We start from the raw sequence: 25766 nt of genomic DNA on the forward strand, positions 1-25766 counted from the left end.
ATATAAGGAAATAGTTGGGGTGAAAATAAAAATGCCTTTCGATATGGAAAGGCATTTTTTATATGGATTCAAGGCTAGTGATGCAATTGCTCTTCGCCAGGTTTCATCGGTACATTCTGAGGTACGAAATCATCATCATGACCCGGTTTGCTGTAGTCATATGGCCAACGGTATACGTGAGGAATTTCTCCTGGCCAGTTTCCGTGGATGTGCTCGATTGGAGCAGTCCATTCTAATGTGTTTGATTTCCATGGATTTTGAACAGTTTTCTTTCCGTAGAAAATACTATAGAAGAAGTTGAACAAGAACACCAATTGGAAAACCCCTCCAACCAAAGCGAAAGTGGTAATCAATACGTTTACATTTTGAAGATCATCGAACAATGGGAAATTCGTATTGGTGTAATAACGTCTTGGCAAACCTGCCAATCCGATAAAGTGCATTGGGAAGAAAACACCATAAGCACAAACAGCTGTTACCCAGAAGTGAATGTATCCTAAGTTTTTATTGAGCATGCGTTTGAACATTTTTGGGAACCAGTGGTAGATTCCAGCGAACATTCCGTAAAGTGCAGAGATTCCCATTACTAAGTGGAAATGGGCTACTACGAAATACGTATCATGCACGTTGATATCTAGTGTGCTATCTCCAAGAATGATTCCTGTTAAACCTCCAGTGATGAAAGTAGAAACCAATCCGATTGAAAACAACATGGCAGGATTCAATTGTAAGTTACCTTTCCAAAGTGTTGTGATGTAGTTGAATGCTTTTACGGCAGACGGAATCGCAATCAGCAATGTGGTGAATGTAAATACCGAACCGAGGAACGGATTCATTCCCGACATAAACATATGGTGACCCCAAACAATCGTTGACAAGAATGCAATCGCAATAATTGACATAATCATGGCTCTGTATCCAAAGATTGGTTTACGAGAATTGGTTGCAATCACTTCAGAAGTAATTCCTAAAGCTGGTAATAATACGATGTATACTTCAGGGTGTCCTAAGAACCAGAATAAGTGTTCAAATAAAACCGGAGAACCACCTTGGTAGTGTAAAACTTCTCCTGCGATGTAGATATCCGATAAGAAGAAAGAAGTACCGAAACTTCTATCCATGATTAATAATAATGCAGCGGATAATAATACCGGGAATGAAATCACACCGATAACCGCTGTGATGAAGAAAGCCCATATCGTTAGTGGCAATCTTGTAAATGACATACCTTTGGTTCTTAAATTAAGCACCGTTACGATATAATTTAGTGATCCTAACAAAGAAGAAGCAATGAATATCGCCATTGAAACCAACCACAAAGTCATTCCTGCTCCCGAACCACCAATCGCTTGAGGCAATGCGCTCAATGGTGGATAAATTGTCCAACCTGCTGATGCTGGTCCTGATTCAACGAATAAAGAACAAACCATAATCACACTTGAAGTGAAAAACAACCAGTAGGAAACCATGTTCAAGAATCCGGAAGCCATATCTCGTGCTCCAATTTGAAGTGGAATCAATAGGTTACTGAAGGTTCCGCTTAATGCGGCCGTCAATACGAAGAATACCATGATGGTACCGTGAATCGTAACCAACGCCAAATAAATATCATTGGTCATAACCCCATTTGGAGCAAATTTATCACCCAAAAGGAAATTGAAAATTTTGAAAGATTCTTCAGGCCATGCCAATTGCATTCTGAAAAGCATCGACATTCCAACACCTATAACACCCATGATGATACCCGTAATCAAGTATTGTCTGGCAATCATTTTATGATCGATAGAAAAGATATACTTGGTTATGAAAGTATCTTTATGGTGGTGTTCATGATCATGATCGTGTGCGTGATCGTGTCCGTGATCTAGAGCTTCTGCTGACATAATATAGGTTTAAATTTTATTTTTACTTTTTAACTACTTGGGCCATCATTTTATCAGAAGGCACAACTGTAGAATCTGCCCCTTTAGCTTTCGCATCAGTTGCGGGTGTAGCTGCTGCAGCTTTTAATTCTTCTTTGAAAGTTGGTTTAGACGCTACCCATTTTTTATATTCTTCTGGTGTGTCTACCACAATTTTCATTTGCATATTGTAATGCGATGCACCACAAATTTTATTACACAATAACAAGTAATCAAAAGTGTAAGGATCAAGTGCCGTTTGACCTTGAGCTACTAACTCTGCACTTTTTTTAGTTCTTATCGCGTTGATGTTGGCTACTTTTTCTTGCATGAATGGCATTTCTCGCATTTCATCCGTTGTGTAGATTGGCGTGAATGCAAATTCAGTTACCATACCTGGAACACAGTTCATTTGTGCTCTAAAGTGTGGCATGTAAGCTGAGTGCAATACATCTTGAGAACGCATTTTGAAATGAATTTTCTTTCCTTTTGGAAGGTGCAATTCCGTAACCACTTTATCATCTTGCGCATTTGGATCTGATGCATCTATACCCAAAGTATTGATACCTTCAATGTATCTTACATTGGCTTTTCCCAAAACATTATCGTCTCCGGAATATCTTGCTGTCCATTTGAATTGTTGTGCGTAAAGTTCAATTTCGATCGTGTCTTCGTCTTTGTCGATAAACATGATGTTCGACCAAGCATACAATCCGTAAAGAATCAAACCTGCAAGAACGATAGCAGGAATAACACTCCAGATTACTTCTAGTTTGTTGTTGTCCGCGAAATATAATGCTTGTTGGTCTTTTTTTCCTCTGTATTTAAAAGCAAAATAGTACAGTAACGCTTGAGTAATCGTTTGAACAATGAAGATTAAAACCCAAGTGATGTTCATCAAATTGTCAATCAAACCACCGTGCTCAGAAGCTGGCGTATGAAGTACCAATCCGCCCCATTTGAATAAACCGTAAATTGTAAATATGTAAATAAAAGCTAAAAAGCCAAACATTAAATATCCTTGAACATTATTGTCATTATCATTGGCTACACCAGAATCATTTGAATCGGCACCCACTTGTGTCAAGTCAAATATCTTGGTTAACTGCCATAATGCAATTGATAATAAAAATAAAACTATAATTACCAACAAACTTGTCATCTGTTTTTACTTTAAATATTAATAATGAAAATGTTTACTTTCTTCGATGTATGGGTTTCTTTTTGGTAACAACGGTGCTTTTGTTAAAGCGGTGAATACCACAAAAATGAATAAGCCAAGGAAGAAAAGTACTGAGCTGATTTCAGACACGCCGATGAACCATTGGTCACCAACGGTAGCCGGCATAATCATATTGAAGAAATCAACATAATGACCTAACAGAATTACAGTTCCTGCCATCACCAAAACCCATGTGATTCTTTTGAAATCGGTGTTGATTAAGATTAGGATAGGGAACACAAAATTCATCACGACAGCTCCAAAGAATGGAAGGTTGTAGTGCTCTATTCTGGTTACGAAATAAGTTACCTCTTCTGGAATGTTGGCGTACCAAATCAACATAAATTGTGAGAACCATAAGTATGTCCAGAATACGCTGATACCAAACATAAATTTTGCTAAATCATGGATGTGACTTGTGTTGACATGCTCTAAATATCCTTTTCCTTTCAAGTATATTGTTACCATGCAGATTGTCGTGATGCCGCTTACAAAGAAACTTGCGAAAACATACCAACCGAATAATGTACTGAACCAATGTGGATCAAGTGACATAATCCAATCCCATGACATGATGGATTCAGTTACGATGAAAAATACCAAGAACATTGCTGAAATATTGAAGTTCTTTTTGTAGAAACTATTGTCATTGGATTCGTCTTGGGCCAAACAGTTTTTTCTTGAGAAGTAACGGTATAGATTCCAACCCAACAAGAATATGGCAGCTCTGATAATCCAAAATGGGAAATTCAAATAACCCGCTTTGTTTTGAATAATTTTATCTTCTGCTACTACATTCGGATCCAACCATGGGAACATATGATTCATATGCATACCACATAATATCAATAGTAAAAAGAAAATAACAGAACCAACTGGTAAGTAAGCGGTAATTCCTTGCATTACTCTAAACAATACAGGAGACCATCCTGCTTGTGCTACTTGTTGAATGGCGTAGAAAGCTAAAACACCCATAGTAATCAACATGAAAAATATACACGCTACATATAATGCAGACCATGGCTTGTTTTGCAATTGTTGTAATACATGCGCTAAGTGTTTTTCGTGAGCGGCATGTGCATCGGCTTCAGAAACTTCTTTTTCTTCTTTATGTTTAACTGGTGCTGTAACAGCCACTTCAGTTTTTGTAGTATCTATTGGTTTCGCAAGAGAATCCAAAGCTGTTGCAACTGGTTCCGCTTTTACTGTATCTTTTTCAACAACCGGAGTTTCTGCTTTGTGTTCGGCAGCGGCTTCTGGTTGGTGAGCGCCCGCTGCATGATGACCTTCATGCTCGTTGGCTGCTAAGATTTTTTCAACGTCTTCATTAGTTTTAGGCGCATTTAAAAAACCATATCCAATCCCAAGAATACCAATGATCATCAGGATGAAGGAGAATGTTTTTAATTTACTTGAAAATGTATACATATCTATTAAGATCAGTTTGTTCTACAATTATTATTCGCTTTTAAGTTTCATCACATACGCCGAAACCAACCATCGCTCATGCGTGTTCAATTGGTTTGCGTAAGAACCCATCGAGTTCAAACCGTAAGTTTCTACGTGAAAAACACTTCCAGCCGTAATCGGTCTGTCTTTGTAACTAGGAACTCCTAAGAATTTTCCTTGCGTTACTAATTTCCCTTTTCCGTCTCCGGCATTACCATGGCAAATGGCACAATAGATTTCGAAAAGTGCTTTTCCTTTCTCCATGTCAACCGAAGTCGAATCAAGCGGTGATTTCAAAGATGCTCTTGCTGCTTCTAAACCGGCAGTTGTATTTGGGTATTCATACACTTCAGAACCTCTATTGATTGTACCATCAACTGGTAGTTGACCTTCTTTACCGTTTTTGAAAGCACCCGATTCTGAGTACGTTTCATAGCTTACCGCTTCATACATATTAGGCATGTATTGATAGTTTGGCTGCGAATTGTTGTGACAAGACGAAACGAAAATAGCAATGCAAACTAAAAGTGATATTTTATATACGCTTTTCATAGGGCTAATCATGCTTTTCAATTACTTTAACTTCTACTGCTCCTGTGCTTTCGAAAAATGAAACGAGTTCTTTTTCGTTATTGTTTACGGCAACTTCCATAAGAAAATGGTCGTCTGTCGTTCGCACATCAGGATTTTCTGCTGCTTTGAATGGCCATAATCTGCTTCTCATATAAAAAGTGATTACCATTAAGTGGGCTGCGAAAAATACGGTCTCTTCGAACATAATCGGCACGAAAGCCGGCATATTCTGGATATAGCTAAAACTTGGTTTACCTCCGATATCTTGAGGCCAATCCATAATCATGACATAATTCATCATCCAAGTTCCGAATGATAGTCCACACAAACCATAGATAAAAGCACAGATGGCTATTCTTGTCGGTGCAATACCCATCGCTTTATCCAAACCGTGAACCGGGAATGGCGTGAAAACTTCTTCAATATGGTGGTGCGCTGCTCTGGTTTTCTTAACAGCATCCATCAAAGTGTCATCGTCATTATAAATGGCGTAAATAACTTTATTACTCATGATGTGAATGTTTATTTGCTTCTCTTTCTTTAATATAATATTCTCCAGTCGCTTTCAAGATTGTTTTAACTTCTGCTTGTGCAATTACCGGGAAGGTACGTGCGTACAATAAGAATAAAACGAAGAAGAAACCGATAGTACCTATGAATATTCCGATATCAACGAATGTTGGTGAAAACATCGTCCATGATGATGGAAGGTAATCTCTGTGTAAGGAAGTCACGATAATTACAAAACGCTCGAACCACATTCCGATGTTTACCACAATCGAGATGATGAATGAGAACATGATGCTCGTTCTTAATTTTTTGAACCACATGAATTGAGGCGAGAACACATTACAAGTCATCATCGACCAATAAGCCCACCAATAAGGTCCGGTAGCTCTGTTTAAGAAGGCGTATTGTTCGTATTCAACACCTGAATACCAAGCGATGAATAACTCAGTGATATAGGCAACCCCAACGATAGAACCGGTAATCATGATGATGATGTTCATCAATTCGATATGTTGGATGGTGATGTAGGCTTCTAAGTTAGACACTTTTCTCATGATGATAAGTAAAGTATTTACCATCGCGAATCCTGAGAATACCGCTCCTGCAACGAAGTACGGAGGGAAGATTGTAGTATGCCAACCTGGGATTACCGAAGTGGCGAAGTCCATCGATACGATGGTGTGTACGGAAAGTACAAGTGGTGTAGCCAAACCTGCAAGTACCAAAGATACTTCTTCAAAACGTTGCCAGTCTTTCACTCTACCACTCCATCCGAAGCTTAATATGGTATAAATTCTTTTTTGAAAAGGATTGACTGCTCGGTCACGAATCATGGCGAAATCCGGTAATAAACCTGTCCACCAGAAAACAAGTGAAACAGAAAGATAAGTTGAGATTGCAAATACGTCCCAAAGTAATGGTGAATTAAAATTCACCCAAAGAGAACCAAATTGATTTGGAATCGGTAAAACCCAATACGCTAACCAAGGGCGCCCCATGTGGATGATTGGAAACAAACCTGCTTGAATTACAGAGAAAATGGTCATCGCTTCCGCAGATCGGTTAATTGCCATTCTCCATCGTTGACGGAATAATAAAAGTACCGCAGAGATTAACGTTCCGGCGTGACCAATACCAACCCACCAAACGAAATTCGTGATATCCCAAGCCCAACCTACTGTTTTGTTTAATCCCCAAGTTCCGATACCGGTAGAGATGGTGTAAATGATGCAACCCAATCCCCAAAGGAATGCGGCTAATGCAATTGAAAACACAATCCACCAATGTTTGTTGGCTTTACCTTCAACCGGTGCCGCTACATCTACTGTTACATCGTGATATGATTTATCACCTATAACTAAAGGTTTTCTAATACTTGAATCGTATATATGAGACATAATCCTTTAAATTGATTTTAATTTTTCTTAAGTATTTCTAACTTTCACATGGTAGAACACATTTGGTTTTGTTCCAACATGCTCTAATAAGTGATACATTCTTTCTTCTTCAGACAAAGTTTTCACTTGACTTATTTCATCATTGACATCTCCAAAAACCATCGCTCCTGAAGAACAGGCATTCGAACAAGCGGTTTGGAATTCACCATCTTTAATGGCTCTTCCATCACGTTTCGCGCTAAGAATAGTGGCTTGTGTCATTTGAATACACATCGAACATTTTTCCATAACCCCACGAGAACGAACATTCACATCAGGATTCAAGACCATACGTCCTAAATCATCATTCATATGATAATCGAATTCGCTGTTTTTGTTGTATAGGAACCAGTTGAAACGACGTACTTTATATGGACAGTTGTTTGCGCAATATCTTGTACCCACACATCTGTTGTATGCCATATGGTTTTGACCTTGACGGCTATGCGATGTTGCAGCAACAGGACAAACCGTTTCACATGGAGCGTGATTACAATGTTGACACATTACCGGTTGGAAAGCCACTTGAGGATTGTCATTTGGATGTTCCATTTCACCGAAACCACCTAACGAACCTTTAGCTCCGAACAATCCTTTGAAATTGTCTTTTTTCTCATCATCCTCAGCGAAAGTATCTTCAGAAGAATAATATCTGTCAATACGCAACCAGTGCATATCACGGCTTCTTCTTACTTCCGATTTACCGACAACAGGAACGTTGTTTTCAGCGTGACAAGCGATAACGCAAGCGCCACAACCTGTACAAGCATTCAAGTCGATAGATAAGTTGAAATGATGTCCAACAGAACGATCAAATGGCGCCCATAAATCTACAGTCGTAGCAGCCACTTCTTCGTGATCTAAAGAAACTTTAGGTTGTTCATTCCAAACTTCAGCATCTTTTGTATTGAAGATTTCTAAAGTCGTTTCTTTGATAATATCGCCACGTCCCATTAAGGTTTTTTGCGATTGTACACAAGCAAATTCATGCTCGCCTGACGCTTTCTTAATCGATACCGATTGAACGTTGTTGAAATTATTATATAATGAGTAAGCATTAACACCTACTTGCATTGCTTCTTTTAAAGCTGCTTTTTTACCATAACCCAAAGCCAAACCTAAAGTTCCTAGTGCTTGACCCGGTTGGATAATTACCGGAACGTTGTCTAAAGTTTTTCCATTAACGGTTAATGTAGCATAGCTTCCATTCAAACCACCGTTGGCAACGTTATGATTTTCCAATCCCAATTTTTCAGCATCTGCTCTCGAAACCGTCACATAGTTATCCCAAGAAACTCTTGTAATCGGATCTGGAAACTCTTGCAACCATGGATTGTTCGCTTGTTGTCCGTCACCTAAACCTGTTTTAGTATATAAAACCAATTCAAATCCGGCTGGACTTTTAGCAGCTACTAAAATACTTGCTGCAGAAGAAAAATCTGCTGAACCACCTGAAGCAGGTGCAGAAGCCCCAACGTAAATTCCATCATGCAAAACTTTGTTCCAAGATGAACCTGAAACTATCGCTGATGCATTCGCTTTTAAATAATCGTAGTAAGTTCCTGAAGTACCATTCCATGACATCAAAGCGTCTTGAAATTGTTTGGTATCGAATAATGGGCGAATCGTTGGTTGCGTAATGCCATAAGAACCTTTTACGATTGATACGTCATTCCATGATTCTAAATAATGTGGTGCCGCAGCAGCAATTGTAGTTACCGAAGCTGTTTCGTCTTCTTTCAATGAAAATGCTACTGAAAGTGATACTTTTTTCAAAGCAGCAACAAACTCAGCACTATTTGATAAAGTATAAGCAGGATTGACGCCGCTCATGATTAAAGTATGCACATTTCCTGCTTTCATATCAGCAAGGAATTGTGTCATTTTTTCATTTGAACCTTTTCTGATTTGACGTGTTCCAACCGTTGAGAAAGCTTCACTTCCTAACGCTTGGTTAATCGCCAACACCAGCATTTGGGCATTTTTATCTTGAATACCTGAAACCAAAAGACCTTGACGGCCAGCCGCTTTCAATTGTTGCGCAGCTTTGATTACAGTTGCTTCATTTTCGATTTTATCAGTTGCTACAGATGAATTTGTAACGATATTGTATATTTTAACTAAAGCTTGTTTCTGATTCGCAACCGTCATCGGAATACGTTTGTCAGCAGCAGCTCCGGATAAAGTCATGTTGGCTTCCAATTGGAAATGACGTGACATTTTTCCGTTTTTAGGAATTCTACCTTGTGAGTAACCTTTATCATAACTTCCACCTTGCCAATCCCCAAGAAAATCAGCATCCACAGAAACAATCAAAGAAGCCTTTGAGAAATCATAATCCACTAAAGCTCTTTCTCCATAAACCGTTTCAAAAGCATCTAAAGCTTCCGAAGAAGAAACAGCGTCGTAAACAACGTGTTTTGCATTTGGATTTTTAGCGATAAAATCAGCGATTAGTTTCTCAGTCGATGGACTTGCTAAGGTACTTGTCAACAAAACGGTTTGCTTTCCGCTGGTTTTAGCAGCAGTCAAACTTGTTTTTATTTTGGCGTCAACATCAGTCCAAGTGGCGTTTTTACCTGCAATTTTTGGTTGCTTCAAACGCATGCTGTCATACAAAGAAAGTACAGAAGCATGAATTCTCGCATTGGCTGCAAATTTTGCACCCGGCATGGTGTTATTGTCTATTTTAATCGGACGACCTTCGCGAGTTTTCACTAAAAGATTAGCGAAATCGAAACCATCAAAAACTGAAGTTGCATAATAATCTGCAACGCCAGGGATGATTTGCTCCGGCTGAAGTACATAAGGAATTGATTTATGAACCGGACCTTCACAAGCGGCCAATGTTGCAGCAGCAGTGCTGAATCCGACGTACTTTAAGAAATCACGACGTGTCGTTGAAGAATTTGAAAGTGATTCCGCATCACTCAAAAACTCATTCGTTGGAATTTCCTCAACAAACTCGTTATTTCTAAGTGCCTCAACAATAGAACTATTTTCGTTTAGTTCTTCAACACTTTTCCAGTATTTTTTGTTTGATGACATATTATATATAAATATTTAGCTTCTTAATAATTTCGATTAGTAGTGGCATTTACCGCATTCTAAACCGCCCATTTGTGCTGCAGTCAATTTGTCTACACCATATTTTTTAGAAAGTTCTTCGTGAATTTTAGTATAGTATTCGTTGCCTTCCATTTTCACATCCGTTTTTCTGTGGCAATCGATACACCAACCCATAGTAAGTGGCGCGAATTGCTTTTGAATTTCATAGGTTTGAACTGGTCCGTGACAAGTTTGACATTCAATTCCCGCAACAGTAACGTGTTGTGAGTGGTTGAAATAAACGAAATCAGGCAAGTTGTGAATGCGAACCCATTTTACTGGTTGTGTTTTTCCTGTATATTTTTGAGTGGTTTGATCCCAACCTACTGCAGCATATAATTTTTTGATTTCTCCGTCGTAGAATGCTTTTGAATGATCTGGAGTTGCTGTAGTATCAGAAACTTCAGCAATATTTTTGTGGCAATTCATACAAACATTCAACGAAGGGATTCCTGCGTTTTTACTAACACGAGCAGCCGAGTGGCAATATTTACAATTGATACCGTTGCTTCCTGCGTGAATTCTGTGTGAATAATGAATCGGTTGAATTGGCTCATAATTTTGATCAACACCAATTTGCATTAAGTATCCATACACAAAATAACCACTAGCTAAAATCAAAAAGATTGAAGTTACCAAAACTAAAAATTGATTTCTTGCGAAAGCTTTCCAGATTGGTGTTGTCGCTTCTTTATCGGCCACTTCAATACCGTTGGCTTTTGCGATTCTTGTCAAAACTCTGTTGACCAAAACCAACATCACAACCAACATCAACATGACAATCGCGAGTGCGAATAAGATCAATTCGTTTGAAATGCCTCCGGTGCTATTCCCACCCCCACCAGCAGCTTCTTTACCTGGCAATACTTCAACAGGTGGTGCTTTAGGCTCAGAAGTATAGGCAATAATATTATCAATATCTGCTTCTGACAACTGCGGGAAAGCAGTCATCACGGCATTGTTATTTTCTGCAAAAAGTTTTACAGCAGCGGCATCACCAGACTTGATCATTTCTGAACTGTTGTGAACCCATTTGTAAATCCACGCCATATCATGTTTGCCTGAAACACCACGCAACGCAGGGCCGGTTGACTTAGCATCGAGTTTGTGACAAGCTGCACAATTGGTGTTGAACAATTCTTTTCCTTTTACAGCATCGCCTCCTCCGGTTGCAGCAACAGGCGCGGCGGGCGCAGCTGTAGCGACTGTAGCCGGTGCAGGGTTTTGAGCTATGGAAGTTAAGGAGAACGTTAGCAAAAATGCTAAGCTAAAGATATAAATTCTTGAAATCGAATTATGGTTACCCACTTTTTTCATATTTTGAATGATTATCGACTAAAAATGGTATGAACTTCGTACCGAAAATTCAGTATTTATTGACACCTTGTTTGAAAACTTGGACAAAAATACGATTAATGAACTATTCTCAAAACCTTAAAATACTCTTAAATATCAATTTATATTAATTCTAAATAATGTTTGTTCTTTTGTTTAATTTAAGAAATACTACATTTGTATAAAAATCACTGCTTTATGAGAATTTTAACATTAAGAAATGCCATTTTAATAGCTTCATTCTTAGGTGTAAGTTGTTTAAATTTATATGCACAAGACGGAAATTTAACCATTACCCAAGATGATAAATTCGAACAGTTGTTAAATGAAAAAAGAAAAATTAACGCTTCAATTACGGTAAATGATCGCTATAAAATTCAGATTTATAATGGCGATAGCGAAAGCTCGAAGAAAACTTTAAGTGAATTTAGAAGAGATTTCAAAAATTACGACGGCACCATTGTTTTTAGTACACCAACGTATAAAGTATGGATTGGAAATTTTAAATCGAGAATTGAATCTGAACGCAATTTGGTGGAACTTAAAAAAAGGTACCCAAATGCTTTTTTGATTAAGCCAAATAAATAGTTTCTGAGCCACTGAGTGCCTGAGTAATTTAGCTTCAAACCATAAAAAAAGCGTCCAAAATTGGACGCTTTTTTTTATCTCAGTAACTCAGGTACTTAGTTACTTATTTCAATTTCTTTTTGACAGCAACTTCTTGGAACGCTTCAATAGTATCTCTTTCCTCGATGTCGTTATAATTCTTGATTTGAATTCCACAATCGTATCCTTTCGAAACTTCTTTCACATCGTCTTTAAATCGCTTTAAAGCAATCAATTCTCCTGTGAAAACCACAACACCTTCACGGATGATTCTGATTTTAGAATTTCTCGAAATTTTACCATCCATCACCATACAACCTGCGATTGAACCGACTTTAGAAATTTTAAAAATCTCTCTGATTTCAGCAGTTCCTGTAATTTCTTCTTTCATTTCCGGAGAAAGCATACCTTCCATCGCATCTCTTAAATCATCGATAGCATCGTAGATAATTGAATAATTACGGATATCGATTTCTTCTTTGTCAGCTAATTGTCTTGCATTTCCGGCCGGACGAACATTAAATCCGATGATAATCGCGTCGGAAGCAGAAGCCAACATTACGTCGGTTTCAGTAATCGCTCCGACACCTTTGTGTATGATATTAATTTGAATTTCTTCAGTAGATAATTTTGAGAATGAATCTGATAACGCTTCCACAGAACCGTCAACGTCACCCTTAAGAATGATGTTCAATTCTTTAAATTGACCTAAGGCAATACGTCTTCCGATTTCCGCCAACGTAATATGTCGTTGTGTTCTCACCGATTGCTCACGCATCAATTGCGTACGTTTTGCAGCGATGGCTTTGGCTTCTCTTTCATCTTCAAAAACATTGAATTTATCTCCCGCTGTAGCAGCACCATCCAAACCTAAAACCGAAACCGGAGTTGATGGACCCGCTTCTTTGATGACATGTCCACGTTCGTCATGCATGGCTTTAATTTTTCCATGGTGTTTTCCTGCAAGCATGTAATCGCCGACTTTCAATGTTCCGTTTTGAACCAAAATTGTAGAAATATATCCTTTCCCTTTGTCAAGGAAAGCTTCAACAACAGTTCCCGATGCCGATTTGTTTGGGTTCGATTTTAAATCTAAAATCTCAGCCTCTAACAATACTTTTTCTAATAATTCTTTGACTCCTGTTCCTGCTTTCGCTGAAATATCATGTGACTGAATTTTTCCTCCCCAATCTTCAACGAGCAAGTTCATACCTGCTAATTTTTCTTTGATTTTCTCGACATTAGCATTGGGTTTATCAATCTTATTGATGGCGAAAATAATTGGAACATTCGCTGCTTGAGCATGGCTAATCGCTTCTTTTGTTTGTGGCATGATATCATCATCCGCAGCAATCACAATAATGGCGATATCGGTTACTTGAGCTCCACGAGCACGCATCGCCGTAAAGGCTTCGTGACCCGGTGTATCAAGGAATGCGATTTTTTGTCCGTTATCTAAAGTTACTCCGTAAGCACCAATGTGTTGGGTAATTCCTCCCGATTCACCGGCTATTACGTTTTCTTTACGAATGTAATCTAGCAACGAAGTTTTTCCGTGATCGACGTGACCCATAACGGTTACAATCGGCGCACGTGCTACTAAATCTTCTTCTTTATCTTCTTCTAATTGAATCGAATCTTCTAATTCTGTGGTGATGAATTCTACTTCAAAACCAAATTCATCCGCAACGATGGTTAATGTTTCAGCGTCGAGGCGTTGGTTCATCGTCACCATAATTCCAAGTGACATACAAGTTCCAATCACTTTGGTAATTGGCACATCCATCATGATGGCAATTTCACCTACAGTAACAAATTCTGTTACTTTAATGGTTTTGCTGCCTTCTTCAATCGATCTTTGTTCGTCATCCGATTTTTGACGGTGTGTTTCTCTTTTATCACGTCTGTATTTAGCCGCTTTTGATTTTCCACCTTTACCTTGAAGTTTTTCTAAAGTTTCACGAATTTGGTTTTTAACTTCCTCTTCTGTTGGCTCTACTTTAGCTATGATAGCTGGTCTATTTCCTTTTACGAAACCTGGTTTGCTATCTCTATTTCCTCCTGTGTTTGGTGTAATTCTGTTAGGATTTGCACCACCTGCAGTTGCTGCTCCGCCCGGTCTTACTTCACCCGGTTTTGGCGGAATACGTTTTCTTTTATTTTTATTAAGATTGGAATTAGCATTGGCAGCCGCACCGGGTTTGTTTGGTGTGATTTTAGGCTCTTCCTTTTTCTTTTTAGGTTTATTAAACTGAGACAAATCAATCGTTTGTCCTGTTAAAGTAGCACCTGAAAGTTTTTGATATTGCGTTGTTATCGATTCATCAATCGGAGTTTCGGTTGATTCACTGGCTTGCGTTGCATTAGCCACTGGTTTTTGATCAACATTAGATTCTGGTTGAACCGCTTCAACTTCTTTTTTTGCTAGTTTTTCAGCTTCAGGTTTTGCATTCTCAACTGCTTTTGTCTGAGTTTTTGGAGTATTGAGATCGATTGTTCCCACTTGCTTTGGACCAGTAACTGTAGCTTTCGCTTTGATTACTTCTTGACGTTGACGCTCTTCATCGATTTTACGTTTGTCTTCAATTTCTTTTTCTCTTTCTAAACGTAAAGCTTCTTTTTCTTTTCTTTTTTCCTCGCCCACTTCTTTCGAAGCTTCTTTATTCCCTTTATCGCCTGCAAATTGGCCTTGAAGAATACCATATTCCGCGTCAGAAATTTTAGCATTTGGATTGGCATCAATGACAATTCCTTTATCTTTAAGATAATCTACTGCTCTTTCTAACGAAATATTGAATTCCCTTAAAACCTTGTTTATTCTTATTACTCTTTCTTCAGACATAAAATCTTTTTATTTGTACCTTTTTTTATTCCGCTGCGCTCCAAACAGTTCGGCTGCGTTGCGCCTCGGGTGTTGTGTTGTGTATGCTTATTTATGCATTAAACTCTTCTTTCAAAATGCGCATGACATCAAGAATGGTTTCTTCTTCAAGATCGGTTCTTCGCACTAAGTCTTCAACGTCTTGTTTCAAAATACTTCTGGCGGTATCCAAACCAATTTTTGCAAACTCATCGATGACCCAAGCTTCAATTTCATCTGAGAATTCTGTTAATTCAACATCATCTTCTTCTTCCGCGATATTGCCTTCTCTAATGACATCCAATTCATAACCTGTTAACAAACCTGCTAATTTGATGTTGTGACCACCACGACCAATCGCTTTAGACACTTCTTCTAATTTCAAAAACACTTCGGCTCTTTTGGTCTCATCATTAATTTTAATCGACGACACTTTCGCAGGGCTTAATGCTCTTGTGATAAACAACTGAATATTGCTAGTATAATTGATAACATCAATATTTTCATTTCCTAATTCTCGAACGATCCCGTGAATTCTAGAACCTTTCATTCCGACACATGCACCAACCGGATCAATTCTGTCATCGTATGAATCTACGGCAACTTTAGCTTTTTCTCCTGGTATACGAACTACTTTCTTCACCATAATCAAACCATCGAAAACCTCAGGAATTTCTTGCTCAAACAATTTTTCCAAAAACTTCTCAGAAGTTCTGGACATGATGATTTGAGGTTTGTTTCCTTTGAGTTCAACACTTTCAATGATACCGCGAACGTTATCCCCTTTACGGAAAAAGTCTGATGGAATTTGTTTTTCTTTTGGCAATACGATTTCGTTTCCTTCATCATCAACCAAAATTACCACTCTTGGACGCACGTGGTGTACTTCCGCTGTGTATATTTCACCGATTAAATCTTTAAATTGCTTGTAAAGATTAGTGTTATCATGTTCGTGGATTTTAGAAATCAAGTTTTGACGCAAAGCCAAAATTGCTCTTCTACCCAAATCGATTAATTTTACTTCTTCAGAAACTTCTTCGCCTATTTCGAAATCAGGTTCTATTTTTCTGGCTTCGGTTAATGTAATTTCTTCATTCTCTAAATCCAAGTCCTCATCTGCAACGATAACTCTTCTTCTCCAGATTTCCATATCACCTTTATCAGGATTGATGATGATATCAAAATTATCATCCGACCCGAATTTTTTCTTCAATGCATTTCTAAATACATCTTCCAAAATCGCCATAAGCGTTACACGATCAATAAGTTTATCGTCTTTAAACTCTGAAAATGAATCGATTAATGCTAAATTTTCCATGCCAACTTTTTAATTTAAAATGTTACTGTAACAATTGCTTCTTTGATTTCCGAATAAGGTATTTCCTGTTTTTTCTGAACCGTTTCTTTACCTTTTCCGATCTTTTTTGGTTCTCTAGCTTCCCATGCTAAAGTTATAAAATTTTCATTAGCAGCTATCAATTGGGCTTCGATAGTTTCATTTGCTAATTTTACGATTAATGTTCTGCCGATATTTTTGATGTATTGACGCACTAACTTCAACGGCGAACCTACGCCAACTGATGCTACTTCTAAAGAAAAATCTTGTTCTTCGCGATCCAGATTATGTTCGATGACGCGACTGACATCAATACAATCTTGCAATTGCACACCGTGATCTCCATCTAAAGTTACAATAATCTTGAAAGCTTCAGTAATCGTCAAATCAATTAAAAAGATTTCAGGTTTTTCTTCTAATCCTGTTGCTAATAATTGATGTACTTTTTCTTTAAATGCCATATTTTTTATAAAAAGAGGGAAGCATTGCTTCCCTCATTATTTAGTTTTTAATAAATAACCGTGCAAATATAGTGTTTTTTTATAATTCAAAAATCATAGGAGTTGTAAAAAAAAAATATTACTTTTATTCCATTAATGTATCTAACCGATTTATAAAATTTCTTACACTTCTATTATGAAACGAATCTTAGTCCCAACCGATTTTTCCGAACATGCTGAATACGCCTTAAGAGTTGCAGCGCAAATTGCCAAAGAGAATAATAGCGAAATTATATTGCTGCATATGTTAGAGTTACCTCATCAAGCCGGTGATGCAATAGGAAGTGGACATCAAATTCCTGAAATTATGTTTTATAAGGACCAAGCCATCAGCAATCTCGAAGATTTAATGGATGTAGATTATTTGGAAGGAATTAATGTTTCAGAAATCATTCAATTCGAAAAAGCATTCGATGGTATTTTAGCAGTCAGCAAAAAAAACAATGTTGACCTTGTCGTTATGGGTTCTCACGGAACTAGCGGTTTTCAAGAAATGTTTATCGGATCGAATACTGAAAAAGTAGTTCGCTTTTCTGAAGCTCCTGTTTTAGTGATTAAAAATAAAAATGATGGTTTCAAAGCCGGGAATTTTGTTTTCGCTTCAGATTTTTCAAGTGAAATTAAAAAACCTTTTGCTCAATTGGTCGACTTTGCAAAATCATTTGATTCTAAGTTGAGTTTGGTCATGATCAACACACCTAACAGCTTTAAACCAACACACGTTGCAGAGAAAATCATGAACGATTTTATGAAGGAGTTTAATTATCCTAATTACACTTTACACATCTATAATGATGTCAATGTTGAAAAAGGAATTCTGAATTTCTCCAATAGTGTCAATGCTGATTTAATCGGAATGTGCACGCACGGCAGAACTGGTTTCGCGCATTTCTTCAACGGAAGCATAAGTGAAGATTTGGTGAATCACGCTGTTCGACCGGTAATTACTTTCAAAATATAAATTCTATTTAACCCTAAAATAAAAAAACTCCTCAATTACTTGAGGAGTTTTTTGTTGGTCTACAAGGACTCGAACCTTGAAAGACTGCACCAAAAACAGTTGTGTTACCATTACACCATAGACCAATTCCATTGCTGTTAAGCGAGTGCAAATTTAATATAAATTTTATTTTGAGCAACTATTTATAGATATTTTATTAAAAAATAATTTCAAAGGAATCACTTCGCTGAAAATCAGAAATTCAATTCGCTTTTTATAGTGTAGAATTTTTTGTTAATGCAACTTTCTTTACATAAAAAAATAGTTTCTTTGTATCACTTAAAAAAACCATATCGATTCTGTATGACGACATTGAACTTTAAAAAATGGAATACCATTATAGGCTGGCTGGCTTTCGCTATTGCATTAACAACATATACGCTTACCGTCGAACCCACTATGAGTTTTTGGGATTGTGGCGAATATATAGCAACCGCCGCAAAATTAGAAGTTGGTCATCCACCCGGAGCACCATTATTCCAAATGATTGGTGCCTTTTTCGCGATGTTTGCAACCAATGCCAAACACGTGGCGTTGATGGTCAATATGATGTCGGTTTTTTCAAGTGCCTTTACCATTTTATTCCTTTTCTGGTCATCAACCATTGTGATGAGAAAAATCACAGGGTTTTCCGCTGAAGCGAAAGGAGAAGATACTCAATTGACTAATAGCAATGCGATTGTCATTCTTGGAAGTTCGTTCGTAGGCGCTTTGGCTTTTACTTTTTCAGACAGCTTCTGGTTTAATGCTGTTGAAGCCGAAGTTTATGCAATGGCAACCTTATTTATATCATTATTATTTTGGCTCGGATTGCGTTGGGAACAAGACATGCACACCGCAAGAGGAAACAAATGGTTATTGATCATCAGTCTCGTAATCGGACTTTCATTCGGCGTTCACTTCATGGCTTTATTGACCATTCCTTCGATTGGATTGATGTATTTCTTCAAACATTACAAAACCGTAACCGTCAAGAATTTTATCATTGCGAATCTTATTGTGGTAGCGATTTTTCTTTTCATCTATAAGTCGCTTTTACCTTGGACAATGGCTTTTTTCGGAAAGACGGAAATTTTTATGGTCAATGAATTTGGACTACCATTCGATTCAGGAACGATATTCGTCGCGCTATTATTTGCAGCTTTCTTTTATTTTGGATTGCGCTATACCAAACAAAAAGGACTCGTGTTCTACAACACCATTATCCTTTGTATCTTATTCATCTTAATTGGATTTTCCACCTGGATGATGTTGCCGATTCGCGCCAATGCCAATACCGTTATTAATGAAAACAAACCTTCTGATGCCGCTGAAGTTTTAGCGTATTACAACAGAGAACAATACGGTATAAACCCCTTATTCTACGGCCCTCAGTATACAGATTCATTCGCCGGACTCGATGAAGAAACACCCTATTTAGACAAAGCGCCTAACTACGAAAGAGATTATAAAACCAAAAAATACATCATTACCAACAACTTCAAAAATGCGGAGCAAAACAGTAGTGATGCGCACAAAGCCATTCTTCCGAGAATGTGGAGTACGGAGCATATCGAAAACTATATCAATTTTAGTCATGTGCCCGAATTTAAAATCAAACCCGAGTATTCTGAAGAAAAAGAATTGGTCGATATCATTGCAGAATTTAGAAAAGCATATGCCCAAAAACAAATCGACACTGATGGTTATATTTCTTTCTTAAAAAGTTATGGCGATTATTTGATTATCGAAAAACCTTCTGCAATTGACAACCTTAGCTTTATGTTTGAATACCAATTCGGTTATATGTATTGGCGTTATTTGATGTGGAATTTCACCGGAAGACAAAACGACATTCAAGGAAAATATGACAATCTCGACGGCAATTGGCTTAGCGGAATTCCGTTTATTGATGAACTTCATTTAGGCTCACAAGCAAATCTTCCAACGGATGCATTAAATAATAAAGGACGAAATGTTTATTATTTTATTCCATTTATACTTGGAATCATAGGCTTGATGTACCACGCGAAAAAAGATTTGAAAAGCTTCTACGTATTACTGGCACTTTTCCTCTTTACTGGTTTAGCCTTGAAAATCTACCTCAACGAACGCCCTTTTGAGCCTCGCGAACGTGATTATGCCTTAGTAGGTTCTTTCTATGTATTCGCCATTTGGATTGGGTTCGGAGTATATTCTCTTTATGAATCCGCCAAAGCTCATCTTCAACCCAAAATTGCTGGACCAATTATTATTGCTGGGTCTTTGCTTGTCACTCCCGTGCTGATGGCGTCTCAAAACTGGGACGACCATGACCGTTCTCAAAAATATACTGCTATTGCGATGGCGAAAGCGTATTTAAATTCGTGTGAACCCAACGCCATTTTATTCACCATCGGCGATAACGACACCTTCCCGCTTTGGTATGCGCAAGAGATTGAGCACATCAGAACCGACATCAAAATTGTCAACACGAGTCTTTTCATGACCGATTGGTATATTGATCAAATGAAAATGAAAACCTACGAATCTGATGGTTTGCCAATTTCATTCACACATGATCAATATGTTGGAGATAAATTAGATTACGCTGTTCACAATGCCAAAACAGAAAGCCGCTGGAACATCAAAGACTTGATTCATTTTATAGCCAGTGATGATCCAAGAACGCTTATTGAAATGTCTAACGGACAAAAAATTCATTTTTATCCGACCAATAAAGTACGCATTCCTATTGATAAAAATATCATCATTCAAAACAGAGTCGTGAATCCTTTACAAAATGATTCTATCGTTCCTTATATTGATATTGAAATCAAAGATCAAGCTTTGTATAAAAATCGTTTGATGATGCTGGATGTTGTTGCCAATAACAACTGGAAACGTCCGATTTATTTCACCGGTGGAAGTTTTGGCGACGACGATTACCTTTGGATGAAAGATTACCTTCAACTCGACGGTATGGTGTATAAACTGGTTCCGATTCGAACTGCAATTCCTAAAGATGGAAGTCCATTAGACATGGGCCAAATCGACAGCGATAAAATGTATAACATTGTCATGAAATGGGATTGGGGCAACGGCGACTTGAAAAGCATTTATCACGATCCGGAAACCAGAAAAAACAGTATTTCATACAGAACCAATATGGCGCGTTTGATGGAACAACTCATCAACGAAGGCAAGAAAGACAAAGCCAAAAAAATAATCGATTTGGCTATGGAAAAAATGCCGGTACAAGAATATGGTTATTATTCCCTACTCGATCCGTTTGCCGGTGGTTATTATGAAATTGGTGAAAAGCAAAAAGCACGTCAATTGTTGGAAGCATTGATGACCAAATACAAAGAAAATCTGACGTTTTATAAAGGTTTGAAAGCTTCCGAACAAAGCGATTTGGTGATTGATATTATTACTGATATCGAACGCTACAGAGGTTTGCTTGAAGTTATGAAAGACCGTGGCGACATTGCTTTTTACAATAAGAACAAACCGATATTCAATTCTTATAACAAAATGTTTGAACGTTTTGGAAGAGACAATGAATAATGGATAAGGATAATTGATAATTAAAAAGTAGTGATGTGAATGTGCTACTTTTTTGTTTTACACAGTATAATGAATTGGTATTGGATTAAAACAAATCGGCTCATCAAGCGTGTTTTCTCAGATTATGTTTGGGATATTCCGACTGTGGAGAAAAAAGTGTATTTGACTTTTGATGATGGTCCGACTCCGGAAATTACGCCTTGGGTTTTAGATCAACTGAAAGAATTTAATGCCAAAGCGACTTTTTTTTGCATTGGTGACAACATTCAAAAACATCCGGAAATCTTCAATTCGATACTTCAAAACGGACATACGATTGGCAATCATACTTTCAATCATTACAATGGCTGGAAAACAAAAACGCCAAACTATATTGAAAACGTTCATTCCTGTGACGAAGCAATCATTCAAAATTGCTACGCCAGTTCGCAAAAGCTCGGGTCAAAATTCAAAACTCAAAACTCAAAACTCTTTCGTCCGCCTTATGGAAAAATCAAGAAATCACAAGCCAAACCGCTTTTAGATTCCGGATACAAAATCATCATGTGGGATGTGTTGAGTGCCGATTTCGATGCAACAGTAAATCCGGAAAAATGTTTGAAAAATGTACTCAAAAATATAGAATCTGGGAGCATCATCGTTTTTCACGACAGTGTCAAAGCTTTCAAAAATCTCGAGTATGCTTTGCCGAGAACCTTGCAGTTCTTAAAAGACAATCAATATAAGTGTGAGGAAATCGTTTAGATTTGTTCTTGAACCAAACCGATAATCGTATTGGCGTCTAATTCTCCGGATTGTCTCCAAATCATTTGGCCTTCTTTATAAATCATTAAAGTTGGTAAACCTTTAATCCGTAAGGCGTCTGCCAATTCTTGATTTTTATCGACATCAATTTTTATCACTTTAGCTTTATCGCCCAAAGCTGCAGCGACATCGCGAATCACCGGATGCATCGATACAGATGACTCGTTCCATTCTGTGTAAAAATCTATTAGCACAGGAACTTGGGCATTGATAAGTTCTCCAAATTTTGACATAAAAGCAAAAATTTTAATTTCTAATCGCTTGTAATTAAGATATTACATTACAAAAGTAGCGTTTTAAACGAATTATGCTAATTTTTCCCCTTTTTTTAGTTGAATTACCGTTATTTCGGGCATAATACCAACTCTTCCGGGATAGGCATGAAAACCAAAGCCTCGATTGACATACACATACCTGCCGAATTCTTCATACAATCCAGCCCATTGTTTGTATACATATTGCGCCAAACTCCATTTGAAATAACCAGGAATTTCAATCCCGAATTGCATGCCGTGTGTATGTCCTGATAAAGTCAGATGGAAATTCTTGTCGTGTTTTTTGACTTCGTATTCCCAATGGCTCGGGTCGTGGCTCATTAAAATTTTAAAATCATCTTTGCTCAAATGTTGCGCTGCTTTGTTTAAATCGCCTGCTTGTTTGAAATTTTTTCCCCAATTCTCAACGCCAACCAAAGCAATTCTGTCGTTGCCTTTTTCGATGAATGTATGCTCATTGAGCAACAAATTGAAATTGATTTCCCCATACAAATTTTTAATATCCTCAAAGTTTTTTTCTTTGGCTTGCTGCGATGGCCAATCAACATATTCACCATAATCGTGATTGCCGAGAACAGAATATTTCCCGTATTCATAATGCTTGATTCTTTTGAAAACATCAATCCACGGATGCATTTCTTTGGCGTGCGTATTCACAATATCGCCAGTAAATAAAATCATATCGGCTTCCTGTTCATTAATCAAATCAATCGCATAATTGATTTTCTCAGGATTGTCGAAACTACCGCTGTGTACATCCGAAATGTGAGTAATTGTAAAACCATCAAAGGCATCAGGCAGATCCGGAAAAAAAATGCGTTGCTTGATGACTTTGTAATTGTATTTGCCCAAAGTCATTCCGTAAATCAGCGACAAAAACGGAATCGCAGCCAATCCCAATCCCAATTGACTCACGAATTTCCTTCTTGAAGGCAAAAAGTTGTCGTTGCCATTATCAATGAAATAATATACCGAGCCCATAATGATGCGGTATAAATCTTCTCCCAGCATTACAACAGTCACAATGATTTTAGGAACGTAAACCAAAAGCAACAAACCCATCGTAAACAAAGTCTGTTTGGTTTGTCCGACAGAACGATCAAATTGTGTAAAAGAATATACGATAAAAACAAAGGCTGCAAGGCTTATCAATTGATAAGATGTCAATATCCATCTTGGTTTTATGAGTGTTTTGAATGCTTGAAAAGCATACAACTCGATGATAAAAAGTATGGTGCAAAGAATTAAAAGGCGGAAGAGCATTTTTTGAAAAATTTTACACAAATTAACAAAGAAACAAAACGATTCTGTTCTTTCATTATTAAAATTTTAACTTCCTGATTTTTCCGATATTCTTTATAGAAAATATTGACAAAGAATTAAAACTAATTCCAGAAAATATTATAAATATTAAGTCCTAAAACGGTTAGGACAATGGCGATAAAGAATACGATTCTAAAGTTGATTATTCGGCTCATCGTTTTTGTTTTATTGGTTGTATAAAACAGTTACGAAGATTTTTAAAATTTGGTTTTAAAAATAAAAAAGAGGTGAATCACTTCACCTCTTTTTCCCAATCAAACAATCCTATTTGGCTAACGTTTTGTAAAACTATCCCAGTTCATGTTAGCAAAATCAGGGAAGTTGCTTTATTTTTTTGCTTTAGCGGGAGCCGCTGCTGCTGCTGGAGCTTCTTCTTTTTTCTCAGCTTTAGCTTTTTTCATTTTTTTAGCTTTTACTTCTTTAGCCGGAGCGGCTTTAGCTGGTTCAGTTTGAGCGTTTACCATAACCGTTGTTCCTAAAAACAAAGCCACCAATAACAATACTTTTTTCATGATCTTTTAATTTAAATTGTTTAATTTATTATTAACTGACCCAAAACTACTACCGCTAAATGAAGATTACATGAAGAATGAACCCAGCTGTAAAATTTAACTTCAAATTAAGTTTTAGCCAACGGAAACACCAGTACAAAAGTGGTTCCGACTTCAGGTTTTGAAGTAACTTCAATATCAATATGATGAAAATGTGCAATACTATCCACAATAGCCAAACCCAAACCATGACCTTCTTTGTCTTCATTGATTCGCGCAAACCGTTTGAAAATTTTCGCCAATTGATTTTCATCCATGCCGATTCCGGTATCGGTAATGCTTAGTTTGTAGTGCTGTGAATTCAATTCGTCACATAGCGTTATTGTTCCGTTTTCTTTATTGTATTTAATCGCATTTACTATCAAATTATAAAGCAGAATGTGCAACAAAGTAGCATTGCCTTTAAAATAGAAATGATGCTGCATGTCATTCGAGAATTGTAATGATTTGGCTTCGATACGATCTTCTAAATCTACTGCCAAATCGGAAATGATTTGATAGCAATCGATAGATTCGTTGGCTTCGTATTGGTGGTTTTCTATTCTTGAAATCAATAACAAATTTCCAATCACTTTCTTGAGCATGTCTAGGGTTTTGAGTGCTCCGGCAATTTTATCGATGGCTTCCTCATTCAATGATTCGTTCTGCAATAAGTTTTCAAATTTGTTTTTTAATAGTGCAATTGGCGTCAGCAGTTCATGAGAAACATTCGCTATAAATTGCTTTTCTTTTTTAAACAATTCGCTGATGCGATCCATCATCTGATTCAACACATGATCCAATTCTTGAAAATCTGCCGAATGGGAATTGATGGGTGTATGATCAAAAGTTTCAGGTTCGTTGACCCGCCGAATTTTAGTATCGATAATTTTATAAAAAGGTTTTAATAAATACTCGATGAATACGGTGTCCATGAGGAAAGTCACAATCAAAATAATCAACAAAACCACAAGGAAAAACAAGCGTATCGCAAAAGTTAAATCTTCAATTTCACTTAAACTGCTGCCTATTTCGAGTTGATACGCTTCATTTTCATACACAAATTGGTATTGTAAAATGCGGTAATCGTTTTGCTCTTCTTCGATAATTCGAGGTTCGGTAATAAAAATCGTTTTGGGATTTATTTTATTTTGAGGCAAGCGCGACAACTGCAAAAACTCATTGTGCAACGTAGAAAAACTCGCATAGGTTTCCGAAGAATCTTTTCGAATTACAAAATCATTGATTTCTTCTTTATCAAGATGTTCTATGAACTTTTGCTTCTTTTCAATCAACCCTTTATTGATGTGTTTGTAGACCACTTTTTCAATCAAAACCGGCAACAGCATCCACAAAATCAAAACCACCAACAATCGAGTCAGTGCGTTGAAAATGGCGAGTTGGTGTTTGATTTTCATCGTAATTCAATTAATCATTAATGCGATAACCAACATTGCGAACGGTTTCAAA

19 protein-coding genes and 1 tRNA gene are annotated in these 25766 nt (G+C 37.3%); 4 read left to right on the forward strand and 16 right to left on the reverse strand.

What is annotated here, in order from left to right; genetic code table 11:
- Window positions 1–74: 74 nt before the first annotated feature.
- Genes RMO03_RS12575 through RMO03_RS12610 form a run of 8 tightly spaced genes read right to left on the reverse strand, consistent with a single transcriptional unit; the run spans window position 75 to window position 11516 of the window.
- On the reverse strand, window positions 75–1883 hold the full coding sequence (locus RMO03_RS12575) for a cbb3-type cytochrome c oxidase subunit I (RefSeq protein ID WP_309642454.1): 1809 nt from the start codon (window positions 1881–1883) through the stop codon (window positions 75–77).
- A gap of 22 nt (window positions 1884–1905) precedes the next feature.
- Window positions 1906–3063 (reverse strand): cytochrome c oxidase subunit II, encoded by a 1158-nt coding sequence (locus tag RMO03_RS12580; RefSeq protein WP_309642455.1) that lies wholly within the window; start codon window positions 3061–3063, stop codon window positions 1906–1908.
- 18 nt (window positions 3064–3081) lie between these two features.
- On the reverse strand, window positions 3082–4551 hold the full coding sequence (locus RMO03_RS12585; protein WP_309642456.1) for a quinol:cytochrome C oxidoreductase: 1470 nt from the start codon (window positions 4549–4551) through the stop codon (window positions 3082–3084).
- 30 nt (window positions 4552–4581) lie between these two features.
- Window positions 4582–5124: a cytochrome c gene (locus tag RMO03_RS12590; protein WP_309642457.1), complete on the reverse strand. Its 543-nt coding sequence runs from the start codon at window positions 5122–5124 to the stop codon at window positions 4582–4584.
- 4 nt (window positions 5125–5128) lie between these two features.
- The gene (locus tag RMO03_RS12595) at window positions 5129–5656 is read right to left on the reverse strand and encodes a DUF3341 domain-containing protein (RefSeq protein WP_309642458.1); all 528 of its coding nucleotides are present in this window, start codon (window positions 5654–5656) and stop codon (window positions 5129–5131) included.
- Window positions 5649–7052: an NrfD/PsrC family molybdoenzyme membrane anchor subunit gene (gene nrfD, locus RMO03_RS12600; protein WP_309642459.1), complete on the reverse strand. Its 1404-nt coding sequence runs from the start codon at window positions 7050–7052 to the stop codon at window positions 5649–5651. Before nrfD ends, RMO03_RS12595 begins: the two co-directional genes overlap by 8 nt.
- A gap of 27 nt (window positions 7053–7079) precedes the next feature.
- Window positions 7080–10139: a TAT-variant-translocated molybdopterin oxidoreductase gene (locus RMO03_RS12605; protein ID WP_309642460.1), complete on the reverse strand. Its 3060-nt coding sequence runs from the start codon at window positions 10137–10139 to the stop codon at window positions 7080–7082.
- A gap of 36 nt (window positions 10140–10175) precedes the next feature.
- The gene (locus RMO03_RS12610; protein WP_309642461.1) at window positions 10176–11516 is read right to left on the reverse strand and encodes a c-type cytochrome; all 1341 of its coding nucleotides are present in this window, start codon (window positions 11514–11516) and stop codon (window positions 10176–10178) included.
- A 216-nt stretch (window positions 11517–11732) separates the two neighbouring features.
- On the opposite strand from RMO03_RS12610, the gene RMO03_RS12615 reads away from it, so the two are divergent.
- Window positions 11733–12122 (forward strand): SPOR domain-containing protein, encoded by a 390-nt coding sequence (locus tag RMO03_RS12615; protein WP_309642462.1) that lies wholly within the window; start codon window positions 11733–11735, stop codon window positions 12120–12122.
- Between the two features lie 103 nt (window positions 12123–12225).
- Here RMO03_RS12615 and infB read toward each other — a convergent pair whose 3' ends face one another.
- The 3 genes from infB to rimP form a co-directional block, all read right to left on the reverse strand.
- Window positions 12226–14982 carry a translation initiation factor IF-2 gene (gene infB / locus RMO03_RS12620; protein ID WP_309642463.1) on the reverse strand — a complete coding sequence of 919 codons (2757 nt, stop codon included), beginning with the start codon at window positions 14980–14982 and terminating at the stop codon, window positions 12226–12228.
- Between the two features lie 91 nt (window positions 14983–15073).
- Window positions 15074–16318: a transcription termination factor NusA gene (gene nusA, locus RMO03_RS12625; RefSeq protein WP_309642464.1), complete on the reverse strand. Its 1245-nt coding sequence runs from the start codon at window positions 16316–16318 to the stop codon at window positions 15074–15076.
- A gap of 14 nt (window positions 16319–16332) precedes the next feature.
- Entirely contained in the window at window positions 16333–16797 is a 465-nt protein-coding gene (gene rimP / locus RMO03_RS12630) for a ribosome assembly cofactor RimP (RefSeq protein ID WP_309642465.1), read from the reverse strand.
- A 175-nt stretch (window positions 16798–16972) separates the two neighbouring features.
- On the opposite strand from rimP, the gene RMO03_RS12635 reads away from it, so the two are divergent.
- Window positions 16973–17797, forward strand: a complete 825-nt coding sequence (locus tag RMO03_RS12635; RefSeq protein ID WP_309642466.1) for a universal stress protein — start codon at window positions 16973–16975, stop codon at window positions 17795–17797.
- A 54-nt stretch (window positions 17798–17851) separates the two neighbouring features.
- Here RMO03_RS12635 and RMO03_RS12640 read toward each other — a convergent pair.
- Window positions 17852–17922 (reverse strand) — tRNA-Gln (locus RMO03_RS12640).
- Window positions 17923–18139: 217 nt separating this feature from the next.
- Between RMO03_RS12640 and RMO03_RS12645 the strand changes: the two genes are divergently transcribed.
- Complete coding sequence (locus tag RMO03_RS12645; RefSeq protein WP_309642467.1) at window positions 18140–21364, forward strand: protein O-mannosyl-transferase family; 3225 nt, start codon at window positions 18140–18142, stop codon at window positions 21362–21364.
- 69 nt (window positions 21365–21433) lie between these two features.
- Window positions 21434–22108: a polysaccharide deacetylase family protein gene (locus tag RMO03_RS12650; RefSeq protein ID WP_309642468.1), complete on the forward strand. Its 675-nt coding sequence runs from the start codon at window positions 21434–21436 to the stop codon at window positions 22106–22108.
- On the opposite strand, the gene RMO03_RS12655 is transcribed toward RMO03_RS12650, so the two are convergent.
- From RMO03_RS12655 to RMO03_RS12670, 4 genes are all read right to left on the reverse strand, one after another.
- The gene (locus RMO03_RS12655) at window positions 22105–22401 is read right to left on the reverse strand and encodes a co-chaperone YbbN (protein WP_091143626.1); all 297 of its coding nucleotides are present in this window, start codon (window positions 22399–22401) and stop codon (window positions 22105–22107) included. The two genes, RMO03_RS12650 and RMO03_RS12655, sit on opposite strands and share 4 nt — an antisense overlap.
- Window positions 22402–22473: 72 nt before the next feature.
- Window positions 22474–23706: a metallophosphoesterase gene (locus RMO03_RS12660; RefSeq protein WP_309642469.1), complete on the reverse strand. Its 1233-nt coding sequence runs from the start codon at window positions 23704–23706 to the stop codon at window positions 22474–22476.
- Window positions 23707–24092: 386 nt separating this feature from the next.
- Window positions 24093–24278 (reverse strand): hypothetical protein, encoded by a 186-nt coding sequence (locus RMO03_RS12665; protein ID WP_309642470.1) that lies wholly within the window; start codon window positions 24276–24278, stop codon window positions 24093–24095.
- A gap of 107 nt (window positions 24279–24385) precedes the next feature.
- Window positions 24386–25714: a HAMP domain-containing sensor histidine kinase gene (locus RMO03_RS12670; RefSeq protein ID WP_309642471.1), complete on the reverse strand. Its 1329-nt coding sequence runs from the start codon at window positions 25712–25714 to the stop codon at window positions 24386–24388.
- Window positions 25715–25766: the final 52 nt, after the last annotated feature.

The sequence above is a fragment of the Flavobacterium sp. genome (genome assembly GCF_031411595.1).
Lineage (GTDB): Bacteria > Bacteroidota > Bacteroidia > Flavobacteriales > Flavobacteriaceae > Flavobacterium.

Coding starts and splice junctions, on each gene's coding strand:
- RMO03_RS12575 (WP_309642454.1), bottom strand. CDS start 1,883: ATGTCAGCAGAAGCTCTAGATCACGGACACGATCACGCACACGATCAT.
- RMO03_RS12580 (WP_309642455.1), bottom strand. CDS start 3,063: ATGACAAGTTTGTTGGTAATTATAGTTTTATTTTTATTATCAATTGCA.
- RMO03_RS12585 (WP_309642456.1), bottom strand. CDS start 4,551: ATGTATACATTTTCAAGTAAATTAAAAACATTCTCCTTCATCCTGATG.
- RMO03_RS12590 (WP_309642457.1), bottom strand. CDS start 5,124: ATGAAAAGCGTATATAAAATATCACTTTTAGTTTGCATTGCTATTTTC.
- RMO03_RS12595 (WP_309642458.1), bottom strand. CDS start 5,656: ATGAGTAATAAAGTTATTTACGCCATTTATAATGACGATGACACTTTG.
- nrfD (WP_309642459.1), bottom strand. CDS start 7,052: ATGTCTCATATATACGATTCAAGTATTAGAAAACCTTTAGTTATAGGT.
- RMO03_RS12605 (WP_309642460.1), bottom strand. CDS start 10,139: ATGTCATCAAACAAAAAATACTGGAAAAGTGTTGAAGAACTAAACGAA.
- RMO03_RS12610 (WP_309642461.1), bottom strand. CDS start 11,516: ATGAAAAAAGTGGGTAACCATAATTCGATTTCAAGAATTTATATCTTT.
- RMO03_RS12615 (WP_309642462.1), top strand. CDS start 11,733: ATGAGAATTTTAACATTAAGAAATGCCATTTTAATAGCTTCATTCTTA.
- infB (WP_309642463.1), bottom strand. CDS start 14,982: ATGTCTGAAGAAAGAGTAATAAGAATAAACAAGGTTTTAAGGGAATTC.
- nusA (WP_309642464.1), bottom strand. CDS start 16,318: ATGGAAAATTTAGCATTAATCGATTCATTTTCAGAGTTTAAAGACGAT.
- rimP (WP_309642465.1), bottom strand. CDS start 16,797: ATGGCATTTAAAGAAAAAGTACATCAATTATTAGCAACAGGATTAGAA.
- RMO03_RS12635 (WP_309642466.1), top strand. CDS start 16,973: ATGAAACGAATCTTAGTCCCAACCGATTTTTCCGAACATGCTGAATAC.
- RMO03_RS12645 (WP_309642467.1), top strand. CDS start 18,140: ATGACGACATTGAACTTTAAAAAATGGAATACCATTATAGGCTGGCTG.
- RMO03_RS12650 (WP_309642468.1), top strand. CDS start 21,434: ATGAATTGGTATTGGATTAAAACAAATCGGCTCATCAAGCGTGTTTTC.
- RMO03_RS12655 (WP_091143626.1), bottom strand. CDS start 22,401: ATGTCAAAATTTGGAGAACTTATCAATGCCCAAGTTCCTGTGCTAATA.
- RMO03_RS12660 (WP_309642469.1), bottom strand. CDS start 23,706: ATGCTCTTCCGCCTTTTAATTCTTTGCACCATACTTTTTATCATCGAG.
- RMO03_RS12665 (WP_309642470.1), bottom strand. CDS start 24,278: ATGAAAAAAGTATTGTTATTGGTGGCTTTGTTTTTAGGAACAACGGTT.
- RMO03_RS12670 (WP_309642471.1), bottom strand. CDS start 25,714: ATGAAAATCAAACACCAACTCGCCATTTTCAACGCACTGACTCGATTG.